This window comes from Marinovum sp. J2-8 (assembly GCF_055808435.1).
The window spans coordinates 585041-599688 of the sequence record NZ_JBVVRZ010000002.1 but is presented as its reverse complement, the minus strand read 5'-3'; the positions used below and the strand labels follow the sequence as shown (position 1 = coordinate 599688).

Annotated in this window: 14 protein-coding genes and 2 pseudogenes; 8 read left to right on the top strand and 8 right to left on the bottom strand. The window is 60.1% G+C overall.

The window, feature by feature from the left end; all coding sequences use genetic code 11:
• Positions 1 to 39 precede the first annotated feature (39 nt).
• The 6 genes and pseudogenes from AC0L4F_RS08755 to AC0L4F_RS08730 all read right to left on the bottom strand — a co-directional run bounded on the left by AC0L4F_RS08755 (position 40) and on the right by AC0L4F_RS08730 (position 5494).
• Positions 40 to 993 (bottom strand): glycosyltransferase family 2 protein, encoded by a 954-nt coding sequence (locus AC0L4F_RS08755; RefSeq protein ID WP_244687433.1) that lies wholly within the window; start codon positions 991 to 993, stop codon positions 40 to 42.
• Complete coding sequence (locus tag AC0L4F_RS08750; RefSeq protein ID WP_244687687.1) at positions 990 to 2648, bottom strand: glycosyltransferase family 2 protein; 1659 nt, start codon at positions 2646 to 2648, stop codon at positions 990 to 992. The genes AC0L4F_RS08755 and AC0L4F_RS08750 overlap by 4 nt, the downstream gene beginning before the upstream one ends.
• Positions 2618 to 2776: a hypothetical protein gene (locus tag AC0L4F_RS08745; RefSeq protein WP_244687430.1), complete on the bottom strand. Its 159-nt coding sequence runs from the start codon at positions 2774 to 2776 to the stop codon at positions 2618 to 2620. Before AC0L4F_RS08745 ends, AC0L4F_RS08750 begins: the two co-directional genes overlap by 31 nt.
• A gap of 44 nt (positions 2777 to 2820) precedes the next feature.
• Positions 2821 to 3252 carry a hypothetical protein gene (locus tag AC0L4F_RS08740; RefSeq protein ID WP_244687428.1) on the bottom strand — a complete coding sequence of 144 codons (432 nt, stop codon included), beginning with the start codon at positions 3250 to 3252 and terminating at the stop codon, positions 2821 to 2823.
• A 3-nt stretch (positions 3253 to 3255) separates the two neighbouring features.
• Positions 3256 to 4863, bottom strand: a complete 1608-nt coding sequence (locus AC0L4F_RS08735; RefSeq protein WP_244687426.1) for a peptide chain release factor 3 — start codon at positions 4861 to 4863, stop codon at positions 3256 to 3258.
• An 84-nt stretch (positions 4864 to 4947) separates the two neighbouring features.
• A pseudogene (locus tag AC0L4F_RS08730) lies at positions 4948 to 5494 on the bottom strand (Hint domain-containing protein).
• A 644-nt stretch (positions 5495 to 6138) separates the two neighbouring features.
• On the opposite strand from AC0L4F_RS08730, the gene AC0L4F_RS08725 reads away from it, so the two are divergent.
• The 4 genes and pseudogenes from AC0L4F_RS08725 to AC0L4F_RS08710 all read left to right on the top strand — a co-directional run bounded on the left by AC0L4F_RS08725 (position 6139) and on the right by AC0L4F_RS08710 (position 10692).
• Positions 6139 to 6918, top strand: a complete 780-nt coding sequence (locus tag AC0L4F_RS08725; RefSeq protein WP_244687424.1) for an SDR family oxidoreductase — start codon at positions 6139 to 6141, stop codon at positions 6916 to 6918.
• A 10-nt stretch (positions 6919 to 6928) separates the two neighbouring features.
• Positions 6929 to 8050, top strand: a complete 1122-nt coding sequence (locus tag AC0L4F_RS08720) for a hypothetical protein (protein WP_244687421.1) — start codon at positions 6929 to 6931, stop codon at positions 8048 to 8050.
• Between the two features lie 101 nt (positions 8051 to 8151).
• On the top strand, positions 8152 to 9522 hold the full coding sequence (locus tag AC0L4F_RS08715; protein ID WP_244687419.1) for an SLC5/6 family protein: 1371 nt from the start codon (positions 8152 to 8154) through the stop codon (positions 9520 to 9522).
• A 105-nt stretch (positions 9523 to 9627) separates the two neighbouring features.
• A pseudogene (locus AC0L4F_RS08710) lies at positions 9628 to 10692 on the top strand (ABC transporter ATP-binding protein).
• Between the two features lie 9 nt (positions 10693 to 10701).
• Here the strand turns inward: AC0L4F_RS08710 and AC0L4F_RS08705 are convergent.
• Positions 10702 to 11361, bottom strand: a complete 660-nt coding sequence (locus tag AC0L4F_RS08705) for a helix-turn-helix transcriptional regulator (RefSeq protein ID WP_244687417.1) — start codon at positions 11359 to 11361, stop codon at positions 10702 to 10704.
• Between the two features lie 199 nt (positions 11362 to 11560).
• Here AC0L4F_RS08705 and tatA point away from each other — a divergent pair, with 199 nt between their 5' ends.
• From tatA to AC0L4F_RS08685, 4 genes are read left to right on the top strand one after another with little or no spacing between them, the layout of a single operon-like run.
• Positions 11561 to 11782 (top strand): twin-arginine translocase TatA/TatE family subunit, encoded by a 222-nt coding sequence (gene tatA / locus AC0L4F_RS08700; RefSeq protein WP_244687415.1) that lies wholly within the window; start codon positions 11561 to 11563, stop codon positions 11780 to 11782.
• A gap of 6 nt (positions 11783 to 11788) precedes the next feature.
• The gene (gene tatB / locus AC0L4F_RS08695) at positions 11789 to 12307 is read left to right on the top strand and encodes a Sec-independent protein translocase protein TatB (protein ID WP_244687412.1); all 519 of its coding nucleotides are present in this window, start codon (positions 11789 to 11791) and stop codon (positions 12305 to 12307) included.
• Positions 12307 to 13230, top strand: coding sequence for a twin-arginine translocase subunit TatC (tatC, locus tag AC0L4F_RS08690; protein WP_244687410.1), 924 nt, complete (start codon positions 12307 to 12309; stop codon positions 13228 to 13230). Before tatB ends, tatC begins: the two co-directional genes overlap by 1 nt.
• The gene (locus tag AC0L4F_RS08685) at positions 13230 to 14072 is read left to right on the top strand and encodes an ATP-binding protein (RefSeq protein ID WP_244687407.1); all 843 of its coding nucleotides are present in this window, start codon (positions 13230 to 13232) and stop codon (positions 14070 to 14072) included. Before tatC ends, AC0L4F_RS08685 begins: the two co-directional genes overlap by 1 nt.
• 40 nt (positions 14073 to 14112) lie before the next feature.
• Here the strand turns inward: AC0L4F_RS08685 and AC0L4F_RS08680 are convergent, their stop codons facing one another.
• Positions 14113 to 14646: a redoxin domain-containing protein gene (locus AC0L4F_RS08680; protein WP_244687405.1), complete on the bottom strand. Its 534-nt coding sequence runs from the start codon at positions 14644 to 14646 to the stop codon at positions 14113 to 14115.
• Between the last annotated feature and the right edge of the window lie 2 nt (positions 14647 to 14648).

The following is a 14648-nucleotide window of genomic DNA, read 5'->3' as shown; positions in this document are numbered from 1 at the left end:
TCCGACGTATTTGACCGGTTTTTCCGCGGAATCGCGGCGTCATTGGTCCGGGGTGTTGGAAAAATGTCGCGCTCTGGCCGCGTCCAGCGCCAGGTCGTGGCGCCGCAACAGCCCCTCGGCCTGTAATCGGGCACAGGTGGCGGGGTGGGCGACGCAGACTTCGTCGTGAAAGGCGCGCAAACCGGCTTCGCCGCGCTCTGATTCTATCATGGCGAACAATTGATGCAGCGACAGCCCACCGGAACCGCGATTGACCTGGGGTTTCAATTCCGCGCGATAAGAGCCCTTGGTCATGCGATAGTTATAACTGCGCTGCCAATCCTCCCAGCTTTGGGCATGCATATGACAGAGTTCGGTCTCTGCCAGTGGCCGTTCGCCGGGGTTTTGCACGTCGTTGACGGTCAGATTGTGGATTTTGACCTGCAGCCCGGCAATCCCGGTGCGATAGAACAATTTGCCCGCGACATGGCTGAGGAAACCGCCAGAGAGATACTGGCCAAAGGTCGGAAAAACGTGTTCTGCCGCGCGGCGACGGTCATTGGGATCAAGGTGAAAGGCCTTGAAGGTGGTCAACGGCCCGCTGTCGGACGGGGCGGGGGCCAGGGCCTCTATCGGTCGCACGCGCGCGCAAAGGCAATCGTCGGGCAGGGCCGTCAATTGCTGATCTAACGGCGTGGCGGGCCACAGGAATTCATCGACATCAATATGGGCCAGCCAATCGACCTCGACCCGGCGGTTATAGGCGTGGCGGGCATTCACGAATTGCCGGGATTGATGTTTGTCGGGCCGCCCCTTGCGTTTGGCCCACCAAGTGTCGTCACAGGCGACAACCTTGATCTTGGGATGCGCCTTGAGCTGGTCAAAAATCATCTGTTCCGGCGCATCGAGATACAGGTATAGCCGATGCGCCCCACGATCGAGATGGTAGGCCGCAAAATTCAGGATGTCGCGGGCCGGAGCCTTGATTGTCGACACAATGCCCCAGGTGGTCATGCGACGCCCGTGGCAACAGTGTCTGGGGCAAAGATGTCCCTGACTTGTGCATCCAGATCCAGTGGATGGGTGAACAACATCCCATGCGCCGCAAGCTGGTTGCGAAGGGCCGGGTGATCGGCGCAAACCTCGTCAAAGAAGTGGCGCAAACCATCCTCGCCTTCGGTTTCCAATATGAAATCAAGCACATCGCCCAGACGCATCGCATTGTCATCTTCTGGCTTGCGATACGAACCTTTGTTCAGGCGAAACACCACCCGGTCCCGAAAATGGTCAAAGCCGGAGGTGTGGAAATGTGCCAGCTTCATCTTGGGCAACTCGGCTTCATTGCCGACAGCGGCCCCGTTCAGACGCAGACCGTGAATGCCCAATCGGGCATCTGGAATCCGGGTGCGGGCAAATACCTTGCCGCTGGTATGGCTGATGAAACCACCGGTCAGATAGGCCCCGTAATTTGGGTAGATCACCGACAGCACGCTGCGTTTTTGCCCGGCCTGACGGTGGGTATTCTTGAAATGTCGTGGCAGGCCATCGGTTGGCGGCAAAAGCTCCACCGGACGTATCCGGGCCTGGGCGCTGGCGTCGGTGACAAACCGTAAGCTGCGCGCGACGTCGCCCTCGGCAATCAGAAATTCATCGACATCCACATGCGCCAGCCAGTCATAGGGACAGGCGCGATAGGCGCGGGTGGCATTATGGGCCTGGCGCAGTTGATGCGCTTCGGGGCGGGGTTTGTCGACCGCTTGCCAATATGCCGGATCGCACCGGGTGATCTGGACCTGTGGATGGGCGGTCAACAGATCGGGCAGGGGGGCGTCGGCGACGTCGAGATAGATCTCGATCCCGGCGGCACCAAGCGCAAGGTAATGCGCCACAAACCGCAGGATATCATCCGCAGCGGCATTGGTGGTACAGACCACGCCCCAGGTTGGCATGGGCCCGCGTCGCGGCGGAACATGCGGCACCGGTGCGGTGACCTTTCGCTCTTTTGGGGTGTCTTTCTCGGCCGTTTTGGCCGTGTCGCGCCGTTCCTTGCGTTTGCGCATGGTGCGGAACCGGCGAAAAACCGTGCGCGGATCATGCACCAACAGGTTCAAAATATGTCGCGCCAGCGGGCGCAGAACGTCGTCTTCGCCCGCATCCAGCCACAACCGGCCCAGCATGTTCACATCCAGCCCACCGGCCGTCAGGTGGAAACCATCCATTTCCATCGGCAGCGGCCCGCGGTCTTTACCCTTGAGAGGAAAGGGGCGGGTCGCCGGATAACCGGAGTAGCGTCGCTCACTCTCATAGAGTTTCATCGTGCCAAACAGCACGGTCATTGCCTGGCCGATACGGCGCTGAACCTCGGTGGCGCCATGGTCGCCAAATGTCGTCAGGGCAGAGACCAGCCAGCGCTGGTCCAGATGGGTCAACAGATGATCGGGTTCCTCGGCCCACATGCGGTGGAACAGCGCGGCAGTTTGCGGCGGCTGATCGCGTTTGCGCAGATGGGCAATCAGCAGCCCGTGCAGGGCGCAGAATTCACTTTTGCCAGCCAGCTCCTCGCGGAGTTCCAGGGTCTTGCGCCGGTTAGAGGAATGCACCGGACCTTCGCGCACCGGATCGGCGGCAGGGGCGGGAATCAGCGATGCAATCCAGGGCGCGAAATCCACGTCCAACGGCGGCAGGAATTCCCCCGCGAGAATGTCAGCGGTTCGCGCCGCCCCTCCATCTGTTCCAACATGCCGTCAATTCCGCCCGGATAGGTCGGCTTGGTGTCGGATTTCGGCGCATCATTCATAAAGCAACCTTGCCGGATTTACCGGGCGCTGGCAATGAGATGGGTCATTCCACAAGTACGGCGTCGCTTAGCCGGAACAACTGTAGTGTTTCCGGGGATTCGTTAAATTCCAATTGACCGCGCAGGGTAATTTCCGCGAATTCCGTCAAATCGGGCAATGCGCGTTTCGCCATGACCTCAAGCACCGGGCCATAGCCGCCATTGCCGCAAAACGGGCAATCCGCCGGGTCTTCGACCAAAAGGAATTCGCGGATCTCGCCCTGGGCAATCACCGGGACGAAAAACCCGGTGATTTCAAAATCCTTGGCCGCCGCGCGCAGCGGATCGGGAATGGTCTTTTCCACCCGCCAGCTGTCGCCGGTAATGATTTCCTTGAACTCTGCGGTATTCAACAATTGCCATGCGGCATCCGGATCGTTGGCCCAAGCCGCAAACGGCATGGCGCAGGTCAGGGCAATTGGCAAAATTCGGCGCATGGGTCAGACCATCATTTCCTTGGTGGCACTCAATTTCACGTCCGGGTAATCCCGTTCGATCCTGTCGATATCCCACTGCAATCGGGTCAAATATACAATATCCCCATCGTTGTCATGGGCGATATGTTGCTTGTTGGCGTTGGTGAACTTGTCCAGCGCGGCGGCGGGGCCGGTGACCCAACGGGCAGAGGTGAACTGCGATTGCTCGAACCGGACGGGCAATCCGTATTCCATCTCGATCCGGCTGGCGAGCACCTCGAACTGCAAGGCGCCGACAACGCCGACGATGAAACCGGACCCGATGGAGGGTTTAAAGACCTTGGCCGCGCCTTCTTCGGCGAATTGCATCAATGCCTTTTCCAGATGTTTCGCCTTCATCGGATCACCCGCGCGCACCCCTTGAAGCAATTCGGGCGCAAAAGACGGGATGCCGGACACGCGCAGCGCCTCGCCCTCGGTCAGGGTATCGCCGATGCGCAACTGGCCGTGGTTGGGAATGCCGATGATGTCACCGGCCCAGGCCTCTTCCGCCAATTCGCGATCAGACGCCAGAAACAACACCGGATTGGCAATCGCCATCGGTTTCTTGGTGCGCACATGGGTCAGTTTCATGCCGCGTTTGAAATGCCCCGACGCCATGCGGACAAAGGCCACCCGGTCGCGGTGCTTGGGATCCATGTTCGCCTGTACCTTGAAGACAAAGCCGGAAACGTTTGCTTCTTCAGGGGAAATTTCCCGCGGGTTGGCGCGCTGCGGCTGGGGTTCAGGCCCGTATTGGCCGATGCCCTCCATCAATTCCTTCACACCGAAAGAGTTGATGGCAGACCCGAACCAGATCGGGGTCATATGCCCCTCAAGCACCGCTTGCGGGTCCAGCTTTGGCAGCAATTCGCGCGCCATTTCGACTTCTTCCAAAAACGTCTCAAGCAATTCGGCAGGGACGTGTTCCGCAAGAAGCGGGTCTTCCAGCCCTTTGATTTCAATGGATTCTGCGACCTTGTTGCGGTCGGCCCGATCCATCAATTCCAACCGGTCGTTGATCAGATCATAACAGCCGACAAAATCACGGCCCAGGCCAATCGGCCAGCTGGCCGGGGTGACGTCAATCGCCAGATTTTCCTGAATTTCGTCGATGATCTCAAACGTATCGCGGCTTTCGCGGTCCATCTTGTTACAGAAGGTCAGAATAGGAAGGTCGCGTAACCGACAGACTTCAAACAGTTTTTGCGTCTGGCTTTCCACGCCCTTCGCCCCGTCGATCACCATCACGGCCGCGTCCACCGCCGTGAGTGTGCGATAAGTATCTTCCGAAAAATCCGAGTGACCGGGAGTATCGACAAGATTGAAGCGGAAGGTTTTGTAATCAAACGACATTGCCGAGGCCGAGACCGAAATGCCGCGATCTTTTTCCATCTGCATGAAGTCCGATCGCGTGCGACGTGCCTCGCCTTTGGCGCGCACCTGTCCCGCCATCTGAATCGCGCCACCATAGAGAAGAAATTTCTCGGTCAGCGTCGTCTTGCCCGCATCCGGGTGCGAGATGATGGCAAAGGTCCGTCGCCGGGCGATTTCCGGCGGCAATTGGGGGCGGTTTGATGAAGCGTGCAGCATGTCGCGCGTATAGGCAGACAGGCGATGCTTGGCAAGCGGCGCGACGTGGCGAAGACGGCCTGTCAGGGCCGGAGAAGCCGGGTTTTACCGCGAAGAGGCGCGGCGCAAAAGGTCGACGGCATTTGGGGTGCGGGCGATGGTTTCGCTCAACTCGAAATCGGCGCGCAACCGATTGTCATGTTGCGGCAACCCCTGTTCCAGCTCGGCCTCCAGAACGTCGGGCAGCGCCGCGCGGGTGCGCGGATCGACCAACAGCGTTTCGGCGGCGATGCCTTCGGCGTAAACAATCTGGTGATCATCAAACAGAAGTTGGAAATAATCGACGAACCCGCCTTCGACCCGGCAGACTGTATCGCCATTGATCAGATGACGGGCTTTGACCATGACCTCTGAGCGCCCTGCGCCCAGATGATCGCGCCGTTGATAGACAAACAGCCGGTGATCGGGGCTGACCAGCAAATCTTCGGCATTGTGCAATGTGCCTGGCCCGGATGCGGATGGGGGCACCTTCGCCGGTCGCACGCAGGGTGGAATGCCCGACCCAGCGCAGCGGCTGTGGCCCCGCGTCACGGGTCAGCACCAGATCGCCGGTTGCAAGATCCTCAACCGCTTTTTGCGCCCCGCTGGCCATGGTGATCATGGTGCCACGGGTAAAGGACACACAGGCCACCTCGGCAAATCGCCGTTCCGGCACGTCGGAATCGATGCCGATGACACGGTAATCCGTCTTGGAATACAGCGGCCCCAGGGGCAGGCCGTAAATCGCGGCAATCAGCCCAAGCTCATCCACCTCGACCAGCACGATCAGATCAACGGTGTCGCCGTCATTGCCCATGAAGGTGATGCAGCAATCTATGTGCATCATATGTCCCGGCGTCCCAAGGCCGCAAGGGTCGGCCAATTGCAGCTCGCGCTTGCCGGTTTGTTGCACCAGAAGTTTCTGTTGTGTCGCCGAATCGCCCAGGTGATAGACGTCGTCATGCTGAAGCTCTTCGGCGTGATGCAGCACATCGCCAAGGTTCGCCCCATCGACAACTTTCAGATCTTCCGCCTGAAACACCATCAGGGTCTGGGTCAAACCGCGTGCCATGCATTTACTCCAACTGACCGCCGAGGCGGATAAAAAACTTCTCGGGCAGGGCTTACTATCCGGGCGTAATGTGGCACCACTGCGATCAGGGTCGGGCAATTTCCCGGCGGGTCCGTTCGCCGCCCATGGCGTCCCGGGGCCAGAATACGTCAGAACAGCCGTCGTGTAAAACAAGGAGAGATGTCATGGATTTGGGAATTGCCGGCAAGAAAGCAGTTGTATGTGCCGCGTCCAAGGGGCTTGGCCGTGGATGTGCCATGGCTTTGGCCGAGGCAGGGGTGAACCTTATCATCAATGCCCGTGGGGCAGAGGCGCTGGAAGAGACCGCAGCCGCCATTCGTGCCGCCCATGGCGTCGAGGTCACAGCGGTGGCCGCTGACATCACCACAGAAGAAGGCCGGGCCAAGGTTCTGGCGGCGGCCGGGGATGTTGACATTCTGGTCAACAATGCGGGCGGCCCGCCCCCCGGCATGTGGCAGGATTGGGATCGCGACGATTTCATCAAGGCGCTGGATGGCAATATGCTCAGCCCGATTGCGATGATCCAGGCCTTGGTGCCGGCCATGATGGAACGCGGCTGGGGCCGGGTGGTCAACATCACCTCACAGTCGGTCAAGGCCCCGATTCCGGTGCTGGGCCTGTCGAATTCCGCCCGTGCGGGGTTGACCGGTTTTGTCGCGGGCACGTCGCGGCAGGTGGCTGGCAGTGGCGTCACCATCAACAATATCCTGCCCGGCATCCATGCCACGGACCGCGCCAAATCCCTCGACGAAGGTGTGTCCAAACAACAGGGCATCACCCCGGATCAGGCCAAGGCACAGCGCTGCGAATCCATTCCGGTCGGACGTTATGGCACGCCCGAGGAATTCGGCGCGACCTGTGCGTTTCTCTGTTCGCAATATGCCGGGTTCATCGTCGGCCAGAACGTGCTTCTGGACGGTGGCGGCGTGAACACCACCCTATAAGGACGGCCCGATGACCGAGGCATTCTCGCTGCGCGATCATTTGTTCAATCCAGACTCCCTTGGCCATTTGGCCGGGGAGTATTCCGCCGGTCTGCCGGGGTTTGATCGCCAGATGTTTCTGGATCGGGTGCTGCCACAGCTGCCTGATCTGGAGTTGATGCAACGGCTGGAGGCGATTGCCGACGGAATCGAAGCACAGCTTGCGCCGGACTTTCCGACCATGGCGGATCAGCTGGAGGCCGCGATGCCGCCGGAGCTGGACCCGGATTTGCGCGACGATGACTTTGGCCGGTTTATCCATGCGGTGCCGGGCATTCTTGCGGTGCGTCACGGGCTGGAGGATCATCGCGACCGGGCGCTTGATCTGCTGCATGTCGCGACCAAACGCTTTTCGATGGAATTCTATATCCGACCTTTCCTGAACCGGTGGCCGGAAGAGACGCTGGCCCGCCTGCATCTTTGGGCCGGGGACGAGAATTACCATGTCCGCCGGTTGGTCAGCGAAGGCACCCGGCCGAAACTACCCTGGGCCAAGGCCATTACGCTGGACCCACTGGTGCCAATGGATCTGTTGGACCGGTTACATGCCGATCCGACGCGATATGTGACGCGGTCGGTGGCCAACCATCTGAACGACATTGCGAAAATTGCGCCTGATCCTGTGGTGGATCTGTTGGCCGACTGGCAGCGCCGGGGCCATCAGACCCCCCGCGAGCTGGATTGGATGACCCGCCATGGGCTGCGCACCCTGATCAAACAGGGGCATGTCGGGGCGCTGGGGCATCTTGGATACCGCAGCGATGTAACGATCGAGACCGAGCTGAAGCTGACCACAACAAGGATTTTCAAGGGCGATCCCCTGGGCTTTTCAGTGACGCTCTCTGCGGCAGAACCGCTGCCGGTTCTGGTGGACTACGTGATCTGGTTTCGCAAATCCGATGGCAAATTGGCACCCAAGGTGTTCAAGCTGAAACAGGCCAAGGTGACACCGGGCACGCCACTGACACTCTCCAAGATCCACAAGCTGAAATGGGATGCGACCACATTTCGGCTTTTCCCCGGCGTCCAGCGCATTGGCATTCAGGTCAATGGCAGGGTGCTGGCCGAGGCAGACTTTACCCTGTTGGGCTGACAGCAAGCTCGCGGCGCTTCACGTTCACGTAAGTGAGGTCATCGTGACTTTGGCCAGACCGAATGGGCTGCTATGGGCGGTGGATCACTCGGAGTTATAGAATGCAACCACTTGTCCTTACCGGCCTTTTTGGCCTGATTGCGCTTGGCTGTCTCGCCGTTGCGCCCCGCCGCGCAAGCGTCGAAGGCTTCTTTGGCGGCGCCGATGCCACAGGTCGGGCCCCGGGGCTTTGGGTCTTGGTCCTCAGCCAGGTGACCACCTGGATTTTTGCCCGGTCGCTGATGAATGCTGCCATCCTCGGCTATTTTTACGGAATTTGGGGGGTGCTGGCCTATACCGCCTATTACGGTTCATTCCTGACCGGCGGGTTGATCGTGGATCGGCTGCGCGGGGCTGGGCAAGGATCGGTGCAGGACTGGTTGGCGCATCAGTTCGGTGCGGTGGGGAGCTTGGGATACAACGCCGTGGTGGCGCTGCGGCTTTTGTCCGAGGTTTTCGCAAACCTGCTGGTCGTCGGCCTGATTTTCGGCGCGTTGCTGCCCGAGGTGCCCGGCGGCGGCCCCATAGCAATGGTGGCCTTGGCGCTGATCGGTCTTGCCTATAGCGCCTGGGGCGGGCTGAGCGCCGCGCTGCGCACCGATGTGTTGCAGATGCTGGTCTTTCTGGCGGTGTTTGGCGCGGCATTTCTTGCCCTGATCCTGATGCCGGGATTTGACCCGATGGCCGTGCTGACCGCGCCAGGCACCGCTGGCGGATACAACGGCAAGATCCTGCTGCTGGTGGCCTTTCTTCAGGTGTTTTCCTATCCCGCACATGACCCGGTGATGATGGATCGCGGGTTTCTGGCGGACCGCGCGACAACCAGGGCCAGTTTTCTGCACGCCTTCTGGATTTCGGCGCTTTGCATTTTTGCCTTTGGCTTGTTCGGCATTCAGGCCTCGCTGGATGGGGCCAAATACGAGGGCGAGTTGATCGGAACCTGGGCGGTGATGTTCCCGCCGTGGCTCTTTGGAGCGCTGATGCTGTCGCTGCTGATCAGCGCCCTCAGCACGCTGGATTTGGCCTTGTCCAGCGCGGCACGGCTTGTGGTTGAGGAACTGCGCCTTGCGCCGCGCAGCATGGCGGGCGGTCGGGTCGCGATGGTGGTGTTCATGGGGCTGGGGCTCTTGCTGACCTTCTGGGGCAATCAGACGCTGTTCGACGCGGTGGCGGTCAGCGGCACGGCCAGCATGTTTCTGACCCCGGTTCTGGTGGTTGGCCTGTTGATGCGCCGTGCGATTGCGCCCTGGGCATATGCTGTCAGCCTTGCCGCTGCGGTCGGTGGCGCGCTGGTGTACCTGCTGCGGGCAAGCGGCTGGGCGGCGGCGCTGCTGCCGGAGGGGCATAAATACGAACAACTGCTGGTGATCTGTGTCGCGGTGCTGGCGGTGGGGTTCGCGGCCTGCCTTGTGGGCATGCGTCGCAGGATCTGAACCTTGCGGCCCGGGACGGGGGTTGCTATCTGCCCCACATTCCGATTGTTTTGATCGGGAAAACTGCAAGAGGCCGAATTGCCCCCCGTCACTGCCCCCCCCAGGTTGGAAATCCGCAATCTTATCCGCGATTTCGATGGTCGCCGGGTGGTGGATGACGTGTCATTGCAGATTTAACCGGGGCAGGTGACCTGCCTGCTTGGCCCGTCGGGCTGCGGCAAATCCACAACCCTGCGGATGATTGCCGGGGTTGATATGCAGGACGCGGGCGAAATTTTTGTCGATGGCAAGCTGATCTGTGACACGGTTTTCCGCCTCCCGCCTGAGCGGCGCTCGATCGGGTTGATGTTTCAGGATTTCGCGCTGTTTCCGCACCTGAGTGTGGGGCGCAATGTGGCCTTTGGTCTGCGCGCAAAGGGCGCGGCGGCGCGGGCGCGGGCCGAGGAGATGCTGCAAAAGGTTGGCATGGCGCGCTTCATTGACGCCTATCCCCATGAATTGTCCGGCGGCGAGCAACAGCGCGTCGCGCTGGCCCGTGCCTTGGCGCCGCAGCCCAAGATCATGCTAATGGACGAGCCGTTTTCCGGGCTCGACAACCGGCTGCGCGATGGCATCCGGGATGAAACACTGGCCGTGTTGAAAGAAGAAGACACCGCCGTGCTTCTGGTCACCCATGAACCGGAAGAGGCCATGCGGATGGCCGATGAGATCGCTCTGATGCGTGACGGCAAAATCGTGCAACAGGGTGCGCCCTATAATATCTACCGCTCGCCTGCGGACAAAGCCGCTGTGGCGTTCTTCAGCGATGTGAATGTGATCAATAGCACGGTTCAGGGCGCGCTGGCCGACACACCCTTTGGGCAATTCCTGGCCCCCGGGCTGCCGGATGGGGCCGAGGTGGAAATCGTGTTCCGTCCCCAACATGTGGGGATTGATTTTGATCGCGCCGGCCAGGGGCCTTTGCCCACCGCTGAACGCGGTATTGCCGCGCGGGGCACGGTCGCGCGGGCGCGGTTCATGGGCAAGGAAAGCCTGGTCGAATTCCGGATGGATCATGACGGATCGACCCTGCGGGCGACGGTGCCGAATGTTTTCCTGCCAAAAATCAACACGCCGCTTTGGCTGACGATCCGGCGTGACCGGTGTTTTGTCTTCCCTAAACTGGGGTAGAGCGCGGCCCTATTGCTGGCGCAGGCGATAGTCGCCAAGGCGTTTTCCGGGTTCATCCACAAACAGACCGGGGACGGCGGTCAGGGTTTCGATCTGATCTATGCGGAAGCTGATGAAATCGTCCTGTGTTTCGCTCCAGCCGACACAGGCCCAGATCCGGCCCCAGTAGCGCAGTTCAAGCGGGCGCAGCAAATGATTGCTGCCCTCATCCAACGTGATCCGCAGTTTTTGCCGGGCCCGCACAGCGGCGCGAAAGGCGGGCATATGGCGAAAGCCGCGCGCCGCATCTTCGAATGGATAGGCGGCAAAGGCGAATTGTGCGGGCGCTGCGTGATCCTCTGGCAAGAGCGCGTCGATTTTGGCCGCAAGGGCGCGGGCGGCTTCGACCATTTCCGGCACATCGGATTGCCCGACAACCGCAAGCCCAAGATGCAGGGCCTCAAGCTCTGCATCGGTCAGATTGATCGGCGGCAGGGTGATGGCGGCCAGCGCGGAATATCCCAGGCCGCGCTCGCCGATCACCGGCACGCCGCTGTCGATCAATGTGTCCATGTCGCGATAGATCGTGCGGATCGACACCCCCAGATCCTGCGCCAGATCTTCGGCGCGATGCAACGATCCGTCTTTCAAACGCTCCATCAAACGATAGAGCCGGTCCGCCCGTTTCATAGCTGATTCGCCTTTGTGAATTGCCCGTTACTGACAATATTCCGACAACTGACAGAATACTGTCAAAATGCGGCCCGGATTGCACGGCGAATTCAGCAATATCAGGTGTTTTGTCGCTTTTCGCAGGGCGGGCAAGGCTTTATGACGGAATGTAACTTGCCTGCCCCGCCGCTGTGGGGCCGAGATCTGGAGACAAAACATGCTGAACAATATCGGCCTTCCCGGCCTTCTGCTGATTGCCGTTGTCGTGCTGGTCCTTTTTGGACGCGGCAAAATTTCTTCGCTGATGGGCGAAGTGGGCAAGGGCATCACCGCCTTCAAAAAGGGCGTCAAGGACAGCACCGAAGAAGAAAAGCTGGACGATATGACCGGCGACACGGCCAAGGACGTGACCCCGGAAGACGAAAAAGACAAGGTCTGATAGATCATGTTTGATCTTGGCTGGACCGAGCTTCTGGTCATCGGAGTTGTGGCGCTGATTGTTGTCGGCCCCAAGGATTTGCCGATGTTGTTCCGCAAGGTCGGGCAATTTGTCGGCAAGGCCAAAGGTATGGCGCGGGAATTCAGCCGGGCCATGAACGACGCCGCGGATGAGGCAGGCGTCGCAGATATCCAAAAGACCATTCGCACCGCCACCAACCCGGTGAAGTCCGCAATGGACGGCGTCAAGGACGCCACCCGCCATATCGCCGACCCGCTTGGCGATGTGAAAGACGGGCTGAAGGACGCCACCAATCTGGGCAATGGCAATGCCGATGACGCCGCAGAACGTGCCGAAAAGATCCGCAAAATTCAGGCGAGCACCGCCCGTGCCGCCGCCGAACGCAAACGTCGCGAGGCCGATGAGGCCCTGAAGGCGGCGGAAATTGCAGAGGCCGCAGTCAGCACCCCGCCCGCCGATGATGTGACGGGCACCCCGCCCGCCAAAGACACGAAAGACGCCTGATGAGCCATACGGACGACATCGAAGACAGCTCTGCTCCGCTGATCGAACATCTGGCGGAATTGCGCACGCGGCTGATCCGCTGCGTCGTCTATTTCCTGATTGGCATGGTGATCTGTTTCACCGTCGCCACGCCGATTTTCAACTTTCTGACCGATCCGCTGTGCAAGGTGCTGAGCGAACGGGGGCAGGATTGTGACCTGATCTTCATCTCGCCGCAGGAAGGTTTCTTTGTTGCGATCAAGGTGTCGTTCCTCGGCGGTTTCATCCTGTCGTTTCCGTTTATTGCCAACCAGTTGTGGCGCTTTGTTGCGCCGGGACTTTATAAACAGGAAAAAGGCGCCTTCCTGCCGTTTCTGGTGGCGTCACCCTTCATGTTCCTGCTTGGGGCGTCGTTTGCGTTCTTTGTGGTCACGCCGCTGGCCTATGACTTCTTCCTTGGGTTCCAGCAATTCGGTGCCGAGGGCGAGGCGGTTGTCGGCGAAGAGGTGAACCAGGGTCTGTCGGTGGTCTTCCAAGGCTCGGCCCAGGAATATCTGAACCTGACGATCAAATTCATTGTCGCCTTTGGCCTGTGTTTCCAATTGCCGGTGCTGCTGACCCTGATGGGCAAGGCCGGTCTGGTCAGCGCCGAAGGTCTGGGCGCGGTGCGTAAATACGCGGTGGTTGCCATTCTGGTGCTGGCCGCATTGGTCACCCCGCCGGATGTGATCACCCAGGTGATCCTGTTCGTCGTGGTCTATGGATTGTACGAAATTTCGATCTTCCTCGTCCGTCGGGTCGAGAAAAAGCGCGAAGCCAAGCTGCGCGAAGAGGGGCTCTGGTTTGAAGACGGTGAAGACGGCGACGATCTGGACGAAGATCCGCTGAAATCCGAATTCACGGACAGCGACGAAGAAGATCCCGGCAAAGCGGACAAAAGCTGATGGCGAACAAGATGTTGAAACGGATTGCCGAGGCTCTTGAACGGATGAGCCCGGCCCCACAGGAGGCCCCGGATTTCTCCGGGGCTGACGCCTTTCTCTGGCATGTCGAGCCGGATCGGCTTCAACCGGTGGCAAATGTGTCGCGGGTTGGCATTGATTTGCTGATCGGTGTGGATCGGTCGCGGGACACCTTGCTGGCCAATACATTGCAATTCGCCCGTGGTTTGCCCGCCAACAATGCCCTGCTTTGGGGCGCGCGCGGCATGGGCAAATCATCTCTGGTCAAGGCGGTCCATGCCGAGGTTCTGCGCCAGGGCACGGCGCTCAAGATCGTTGAATTGCAGCGCGAGGACCTGCCATCGGTGGGCCGTTTGCTGGGCCTGCTGCGCGACCGCAAAGAGCGGTTTGTCCTGTTCTGTGATGATCTGTCGTTCAGCCATGATGACCAGCATTACAAGTCGCTGAAAGCGGTGCTGGATGGCGGGATCGAGGGGCGACCGGACAATGTGGTGTTTTATGCCACGTCCAACCGTCGCCATCTGATGCCGCGTGACATGATTGAAAACGAACGTGCCAGCGCGATCAGCCCGTCTGAGGCGACCGAGGAGAAAGTATCTCTCTCTGACCGCTTCGGGCTATGGCTGGGCTTTCATCCCTGTACGCAGGATGACTATCTGGCGATGATCCGCGGGTATTGCGATCAATATGGTCTGGTGATTGATGACGAGACCATGCGCGCCGAAGCCGTCGAATGGCAGGCCACACGCGGCAGCCGCTCTGGCCGGGTTGCATGGCAATATTTCACGGATCTGGCCGGGCGCCGGGGTGTTCAGATCGGCTGAACCACCCCGACGGGTGTCGTGATGACAGTCTGCCGCGCGATTACAAGGTGCCGCGCGGGGGACGATCGGTTTTCTTGGTGAATACCATACCGTCCAGAAGTTCCGCCAGATCCGGGCGCGCCGATGGCCCGTTCGAGATCGAGATCAGCAGCAGGCTGCCATCTGGCCGCAGGACAAAGACCCCGGGTTCGGCAAAGGGCGTGTCGGTTTCCGCATCGGACAGCGGTTGGGTCACGTAAACGCCCAAAGCATCCATCTGGTCCCGGCTCAGGTCATAGCCAAGGTCGAACTGCCAGCCGAATTCCGCTTGATCGGCTTCGGCCTTTGCCTTGGGATCGGCCGAGACAACAGCGATGTCAAATCCGGCATCATACCAGCTCTGGCGCATCTCGTTGAGGATGTTCAGGTATTTCTTGCACCGTGGGCAATGTTTGCCGCGATAGACCACCAGAAGGGTCCAGTTTTCGCCAGTGGTGCTGTCGCCTGAGCCGCCGACAGTGATGTCACCACCGCCCAGGCGGGGAAACGACATTTGCGGCAGGATTTGACCGGCAACGGGTTTGGGTGTGGGCATTT